General features: G+C 65.6%; 6 protein-coding genes. 4 read left to right on the top strand and 2 right to left on the bottom strand.

The features are described 5' to 3' along the window. Positions 1–118: 118 nt before the first annotated feature. Both scpB and O0J73_RS20620 read right to left on the bottom strand, forming a co-directional pair. Positions 119–994 (bottom strand): SMC-Scp complex subunit ScpB, encoded by an 876-nt coding sequence (gene scpB / locus O0J73_RS20625; protein WP_006456458.1) that lies wholly within the window; start codon positions 992–994, stop codon positions 119–121. A 13-nt stretch (positions 995–1,007) separates the two neighbouring features. After that, positions 1,008–1,913, bottom strand: coding sequence for a ScpA family protein (locus O0J73_RS20620; RefSeq protein WP_006456456.1), 906 nt, complete (start codon positions 1,911–1,913; stop codon positions 1,008–1,010). 377 nt (positions 1,914–2,290) lie between these two features. On the opposite strand from O0J73_RS20620, the gene O0J73_RS20615 reads away from it, so the two are divergent. The 4 genes from O0J73_RS20615 to O0J73_RS20600 all read left to right on the top strand — a co-directional run bounded on the left by O0J73_RS20615 (position 2,291) and on the right by O0J73_RS20600 (position 7,182). Further along, positions 2,291–2,590: a YciI family protein gene (locus O0J73_RS20615; RefSeq protein ID WP_049456038.1), complete on the top strand. Its 300-nt coding sequence runs from the start codon at positions 2,291–2,293 to the stop codon at positions 2,588–2,590. A 20-nt stretch (positions 2,591–2,610) separates the two neighbouring features. Next, positions 2,611–2,862 carry a BolA family protein gene (locus O0J73_RS20610; RefSeq protein ID WP_040007399.1) on the top strand — a complete coding sequence of 84 codons (252 nt, stop codon included), beginning with the start codon at positions 2,611–2,613 and terminating at the stop codon, positions 2,860–2,862. A gap of 149 nt (positions 2,863–3,011) precedes the next feature. Next, positions 3,012–4,049: a LacI family DNA-binding transcriptional regulator gene (locus O0J73_RS20605; RefSeq protein WP_006456453.1), complete on the top strand. Its 1,038-nt coding sequence runs from the start codon at positions 3,012–3,014 to the stop codon at positions 4,047–4,049. Between the two features lie 76 nt (positions 4,050–4,125). After that, positions 4,126–7,182, top strand: a complete 3,057-nt coding sequence (locus tag O0J73_RS20600) for a TonB-dependent receptor (protein ID WP_006456451.1) — start codon at positions 4,126–4,128, stop codon at positions 7,180–7,182. Positions 7,183–7,269 lie beyond the last annotated feature (87 nt).

The following is a 7,269-nucleotide window of genomic DNA, read 5'->3' as shown; positions in this document are numbered from 1 at the left end:
CACCAGCGCACGACGCGAGCCAAGGCCGGCCTGCGCCAGCACCTTGTGCAGGCGCTCTTCCAGCTTGAACTGTTCGGAGGTGGCTTCGCGCTTCAGCGAGAGCTTGTTACGAGGGGTGTCACTCATCAGTTTTGCTCCGGCCGACGGTTTCGAGGTCGGCCTCTGGTTCGGAATCGGCTTGGTCAACAGCCACGGTCGTCATCGCGACGGCGTTGTCTTCGCGTTCGTTCAGGGTCACCGCGCGCTCGCCCGGCGCGGAATCGGGATGCCCATCATCGAAGGGCGAAGGTGCTTGCTCATCGGAGGCCGAGGCAGGGGCTGCATCGGCGGAATCGGGGGTGTCACTGCCGGCACTGCCAGCATCATCGTTTGCGGCAGCGCCATCGGCGCCGGCCGAGATGTCCGGACCGTCAGCACCGGCGGCGGCCGGTACGTCGCGGTCCAGGGCCAGCTGGGGGTCCAGCTCGCCCAGGTCCTTCAGTTCAGACAACGGCGGCAGTTCGTCCAAGCGCTTCAGGCCGAAGTAGTCCAGGAAGCCCTTGGTGGTGCCGAACAGGGCCGGCTTGCCGGGTACGTCGCGGTGGCCGACCACGCGGATCCACTCGCGCTCTTCCAGCGCCTGGATGATGTTGCTGCTGACCGCCACGCCACGCACCTGCTCGATCTCGCCGCGGGTGATCGGCTGCCGGTAGGCGATCAGCGCCAGGGTTTCCAGGGTGGCGCGGGTGTAGCGGGTCTTGCGTTCGGTCCACAACCGGCTGATCCAGCCATGCACTTCGCCGGTCACCTGGTAGCGGAAGCCGGAGGCGACTTCGACCAGTTCCACGCCGCGGCCTGCGCAGGCTTCCCGCAGGCGTTCCAGCGCCCGTTCGATGCTGCCCGGCGGTGCCGGTTCCTCTTCCGGGAACAGGTCCTTCAGCTGGGCCAGGGTGAGCGGCTGGCTGGAGGCCAGCAGGGCACCCTCGACAATGCGGTCGATCAGCGATTGATCCATCGGCAGTCAGCGCTCACTCGTCCGCATTGGCGGCGTCGTTGTCGTCGAACTCGCTGCTGAACTGCAGCGGGGCATTGGTGTTGCCGGCCGCCAGCGACTTCACGTAGATCGGCGCCAGCGGCTCTTCCTGGACGATGTCCAGCAGCTGTTCCTTGGCCAGTTCCAGCACCGCCAGGAACGTGACCAGCACGCCCAGCTTGCCTTCTTCAGCGGTGAACAGCCCTTCAAAACGATAGAACTTGCCATCTTCAAGCCGGCCGAGCACTTCGCCCATGCGTTGCCGCACGCTCAGCGCCTCGCGCTTGATGGCGTGGCCGCTGAACAGCTCGGCGCGCTTGAGCACGTCGTGCAGCGCCAGCAGCATTTCCTTCAGGTCCACCGGCGGCGGCAGCTTCACCGTAGCGCGTTCGGGCATGAAGGCGTGTGCCAGGCTGGTGTCGCGGTCCTGGCGGGGCAGGGCGTCGATGTCCTCGGCGGCCTGCTTGAAACGTTCGTACTCCTGCAGGCGGCGCACCAGTTCGGCGCGCGGGTCGGCTTCGTCGCCTTCCTCGCTTACCGGGCGCGGCAGCAGCATGCGCGACTTCACCTCGGCCAGGATCGCGGCCATCACCAGGTATTCGGCAGCAAGCTCGAAGCGCAGCTCGCGCATCACGGTGATGTATTCCACGTACTGCCGGGTGATCTCGGCCACGGGGATGTCCAGCACGTCCAGGTTCTGCCGGCGGATCAGGTACAGCAGCAGGTCCAGCGGGCCTTCGAAGGCATCCAGGATGACTTCCAGCGCGTCCGGCGGAATGTACAGGTCCTGCGGAATCTGCAGGACCGGTTGCCCATGCACCACGGCCAGCGGCATTTCCTGCTGCTGGGGGGCGGGCGGCCGGGTTGGCGGGTTCGCGTCGAGCGCGAGTTCGGAAGTCATCTAATGGACATCAGGATTGCAACGGACCAGTCGCGGCACCAGGATCGCCGGGCCATCGCCACGGAGCCCCAGGGCACCAGACACGCCGGGATCGGCGCGATTCCACACATATCAAACAGCAGGACGCGCCGCAGGGAACGGCAGCGACAGAACTACGGGGAGGTCGTCTACGTGGCCCGGCCAGGTGGTCCGGTTTTGAAGCAGCGGGACGGTCGTCGGGGGCTGCGTTGGCCGCAAAAACCGACGGGCTGCTGCATCCAGCCACGTGCAATGGAGTCTAGGGTAAGCCTTTGTCGCGCCAGTGTCCAGCCGGGCCGGGGGCAGCGGCCGCATTGGCTAGAATCTGCGCACCCGACAACGCAAGCGAGGAAATGCCGGTGTGGTATGTGATCGAAGGGTATGACGGCCAGGATGTGCTGGCGCAGCGGCTGCAGGCGCGGCCGGAACACCTGGCGCGGCTGCACGCGCTGCGTGACGAGGGGCGCCTGCTGCTGGCCGGCCCGTGCCCGGCGGTGGACAGTGAAGACCCGGGCCCGGCCGGTTTCAGTGGTTCGGTGGTGATCGCGCAGTTCGAATCGCTGGTACAGGCCCAGGCCTGGGCCGATGCCGACCCGTACGTGGCCGCAGGCGTCTACACCCGCGTGCAGGTGCGTCCGTTCCGCAAGGTCCTGCCGTGAACGCGGAACGGATCGCACGGATGCGTGATGCGCTGCAACAGGCACTGGCCCCGAGCGTGCTCGAGATCGAGGACGACAGTCATCGCCATGCCGGGCATGCCGGCGCGCGCGACGGGCGCGGCCATTTCAACGTGCATGTGGTGAGTGAACGCTTCGCCGGACTGGGCCCGCTGGCCCGGCATCGCGCGGTCTACGCCGCGCTGGGGTCGATGATGGACACCGATATCCACGCCTTGTCCATCCGCGCACAGACCCCGTCAGAACAGGGCTGAGCCCTTGTCCCGCACTGTCCTGGCCGGTCCCTGCGGGGCCCCGCCATGGACAGATTTCCATGTCCATTTCAGGACATTCGCCTAACGGACTGTTTACAAGCCCAGATGGAAACGCTTACATTCCGCGCCAATGCTGGTAGGTCCAAGCCGTGGAGGGCGGCTTCGTGAACAAGGCAGCTATCACAATCAAAGACGTCGCTCGCGAAGCCCGGGTCTCCGTGGCCACGGTTTCCCGCGCGCTCAACGGGCATGAAAATGTCGCCGAACCGGTCCGCCAGCTTGTGCTGGAGGTGGCCGCACGGCTGCGTTACACCCCGCACGCCGCCGCCCGCAGCCTGAGCAGCCGCCGCACCAATACGGTGGGCGTGGTGCTTCCGGACCTGTACGGCGAATTCTTCTCCGAGCTGATGCGCGGCATCGACAACGTTGCCCGCAACCGCCGCCAGCACCTGCTGGTGTCCAGCTACCACGGTGACCAGGAGCAGCAGGGCGCGGCCCTGCGTGCCATGCGCGGCCGCGTCGACGGCCTGCTGGTGCTGTCGCCCTATGCCGAGAGCCCGGGCTTCCTGACCGACAACCTGCCGCAGTCGCTGCCGACGGTGCTGATCAACACCTATCTGCCCGGGCAGGACCACCCGGTGCTGAGCATCGACGACCATGCCGGCGCGATGGCGATGACCCGCCACCTGCTGGATGCCGGCCACCGCCGCATCGCGTTCATTTCTGGCCCGGACCTCAACTTCGACGCGCGCGAGCGCCTGCGCGGCTTCCGTGACGCGCTGGCCGCATTCGGCAGTGGCGCCGAGGGCATCGAGCTGCCCGGTGATTTCGACGAAGCTTCCGGCCATCGCGCCGGTCAGGAGTTGCTGGCAGCCGGAGCGCTGCCCGATGCCGTGTTCGCCGCCAACGACATGATGGCCCTGGGTTGCCTGTATGCGTTCACGCAGGCAGGGGTCCATGTGCCGTCCGATGTCGCCCTGGCGGGTTTCGATGACATTCCACTGGCGCGTTTCGTCCACCCGTCGCTGACCACCATGCAGGTCAGCATCGCCGAGCTCGGCGATCGGGCCATGACGCGCCTGATGCAGTTGATGGACGGCACCTCCACGGACGGGACAGGGGACAAGCAGACCCTGGTTCCCCGCTTGATAGTTCGCGATTCCACCACTCCGCCATCCGGCCGTTGAAGCCAGAGGCGTTCCTTCTTTTTTGATTGATCGCAGGGACCGCGCAAGCGGTCACCGCCACCCGGAGATTGAGTTGATGATGCACACCACCTTCCGCACGCCGGCACGCCGGCTGCTGAGCACCGCACTGGTCAGCTGCCTGATGCTGGCCGCCGCTCCGAACGTCATGGCGCAGTCGGCCAATGCCAGCCTTCGTGGCCAGGTGGCCGGCGCCCAGGCAGGTACCGAAGTCACCGCCACCAACGTGGCCACCGGCACCGTCCGCCGCGGCACCATCCGTGCCGACGGCAGCTACTCGCTGATGGGCCTGGACCCGGGCACCTATGACGTGGTCGCCAATGGCCAGTCGCAGAAGGTCACCGTCACCGTGGCCTCGACCGCCACCCTGAACTTCGCCGGTGCGGCCAGCAGCACCCCGGGTTCGACCGCCGCGACCAACCTCGACACCGTCAACGTCGTCGCACCGACCCTGCTGCAGGAAGTGCGCACCTCCGAAGTCGGCAAGACCGTCAGCCTGCAGCAGATCCAGACCACCCCGCAGGTCTCGCGCAACTTCCTGGAGTTCGCCGACGCGGTGCCGGGCCTGATCTTCACCCGTGATGCCAAGGGCAACACCTCGCTGCGCGGTGGTGCCACCAATGCCGATGGCACCAATGTGTACATCGACGGTGTGGGCCAGAAGAGCTACGTGAAGGGCGGCGGCGTCGCCGGCCAGTCCGGCAGCGCCGGCAATCCGTTCCCGCAGCTGGCCATTGGCGAGTACAAGGTCATCAGCGGCAACTACAAGGCCGAGTACGGCCAGGTGTCCAGTGCTGCCGTCACCGCCGCGACCAAGTCGGGTACCAACGAGTTCAAGGGTGAAGCCTTCTACCGTTACACCAACGACAGCATGCGCGCGATGACCCCGGCCGAACGCCAGCCGAACAAGGGCAAGGAGGATTCGGCCGAGAAGGAATACGGCTTCGCGCTGGGTGGCCCGATCATCCAGGACAAGGCCCACTTCTTCGTGACCTATGAAGCCAAGCGCTTCGACCTGCCGGTCACCATCGCGCCGGATGGCGCGGTCACCGCGGCCGCCGGTCTGCTGCCGCCTGCCGGCGCCGCCGGCCTCGGCCCGGCCAGCCAGCCGTTCCAGCAGGACCTGATCTTCGGCAAGATCGACTTCGAGCCGACCGACAATGATCGCATCGAGCTGACTTTCCAGGACCGTGACGAAACCCAGTCTCAGTTCAGTGGCCAGACCTCGCCGGAAGCCGGCCGCGAAGTGGTCAACACCGACCGTCGTTACGCCCTGCGCTGGAACCACAGCGGTGAGCGCTACTACAACGAGTTGATGGTTACTCACGAAGATTCGTTCAACAATCCGACCCCGCTGACGCTGGCCAACGGCATCACCTACACCGCGCCGGACGGTCCCGAAGACCGCACCGTGGTGAAGATCGGTGGCGCCTCGGCACTGGATTCGCAGGTGAAGGGCCAGAAGGGCTGGTCGATCGAAGACAACCTGACCCTGGATGGCATCCAGTGGGCCGGCGACCACACCATCAAGATGGGCGTGAAGTACAAGCAGATCGACCTGTACGCCTCCGATGCGGCACAGATCAACCCGACCTTCACCTACTCCCTGGGCGATCCGGACTTCCCGGATTCGATTCCGTACAAGGCGCAGTTCGTCAAGCCGGTGACCGGCGTGTCGGGGGTGTCCGGCGAAGTCCGTTCGAAGTCCAAGCAGTACGGCGTGTTCATCCAGGACGACTGGCAGGTCAACGACCACCTGCAGCTGAACATCGGCCTGCGCTGGGACTACGAAAAGACTCCGACCTACCTGAACTTCGTGACTCCGCAGCAGGTGGTCGACGCCATCTATTCGCAGGATCCGCGTGCGCCTGCCGGCCAGACCTACGCCGATTCGCTGGCGCTGGGTGGCCTGGACATCAGCGACTACATCAGCAACGGCCATAACCGCAAAGCGTTCAAGGATGCCTGGCAGCCGCGCCTGGGCTTCTCGTATGACATCAATGCCGACGAGCAGCATGTGATCCATGGCGGTGCCGGCCGTTCCTACGACCGTGACCTGTTCGATAACCTGCAGCTGGAAACCACCAAGCTGGCCCTGCCGCAGCCGACCATCTACTTCCGCAACCCGGCCACCGGTACCTGCATCAACGGCCAGGCCGCCTGCTATGACTGGAACCCGAACCTGCTCAACGGCATCGGCAACCTGCAGTCACTGGTCGGCGCGACCAGCAACGCCGGACTGGAAGTCGACCTGCTGAACAACAAGCTGAAGGCGCCGTACTCGGACCAGTTCAGCCTGGGCATGAGCAACCGGATCGGCGAGTGGCTGACCGATGCCACCATCGCCCGTACCCTGAGCTACGACGGCTTTGCCTTCACCCTGGGTAACCGTTACCCGACCGGCCAGTTCTTCGATGATCCGCGCCTGTGTGGCGGCACCGATCCGGGCCTGAGCCAGGCGTGGAGCTGCAACGTGCCGGGCTTCGGCAGCCTGATCATTGGCCAGCAGGGCATCAAGACCCGTGCCACCCAGGTGCTGCTGTCGGCGCAGAAGCCGTTCACCAAGGAAAGTGGCTGGGGCACCTCGATCGCCTACACCTGGACCACCGCCCGCCACAACCGCGACATCAACGAGAAGTACGCGTTTGACCGCGGCCTGATCGGTGACTACCCGACCATCCGCTCCAACGGCGCGCCGCGCCACCGCCTGGTGGTGACCGGTTCGTACGCGGGCTTCTGGGGCATCACCTTCGGCGGCAAGATCACCCTGGCAACCCCGACTGCCGTCAACGACTGGTACCCGGTGATGCAGGCCAGCGGCTACACCCTGCCGACTCCGCAGGCGGCTGTGCCCAACGCCACCGGCAAGTTCCTGGTGGGTGGCAAGATCTTCGGCTACCGTTCGGTTGACCTGCAGGCGACGAAGACGTTCAAGATGCCGGGCGATACCGAGCTGTACGCGCGTATCGACATCATCAACGTGTTCAACTTCGATAACTTCTCCACCTACAACTACGTCAAGACCAACGGCAAGCTGCAGGCGAGCTACAACGAGACCGGCGAAATCATCGGTACGCCGCGTCAGATCAAGGCCGAAGTGGGCTTCCGCTTCTAAGCCCGGATGTAGATGCACGACCCGATGCCGCCGGTTCACCGGCGGCATCGGCGGAAGGGATGCATGGCAAAGGCCGGCCCGGTGCCG

It is taken from the genome of Stenotrophomonas sp. Sm6012 (genome assembly GCF_030985895.1).
Lineage (GTDB): Bacteria > Pseudomonadota > Gammaproteobacteria > Xanthomonadales > Xanthomonadaceae > Stenotrophomonas > Stenotrophomonas forensis.
This window is presented reverse-complemented; position numbering and strand designations above follow the sequence as displayed.

Excerpts from the sequence above, each read along its gene's own strand:
- O0J73_RS20620 (WP_006456456.1), bottom strand. The coding sequence starts at position 1,913 with ATGACTTCCGAACTCGCGCTCGACGCGAACCCGCCAACCCGGCCGCCC.
- scpB (WP_006456458.1), bottom strand. The coding sequence starts at position 994 with ATGGATCAATCGCTGATCGACCGCATTGTCGAGGGTGCCCTGCTGGCC.
- O0J73_RS20610 (WP_040007399.1), top strand. The coding sequence starts at position 2,611 with ATGCGTGATGCGCTGCAACAGGCACTGGCCCCGAGCGTGCTCGAGATC.
- O0J73_RS20600 (WP_006456451.1), top strand. The coding sequence starts at position 4,126 with ATGATGCACACCACCTTCCGCACGCCGGCACGCCGGCTGCTGAGCACC.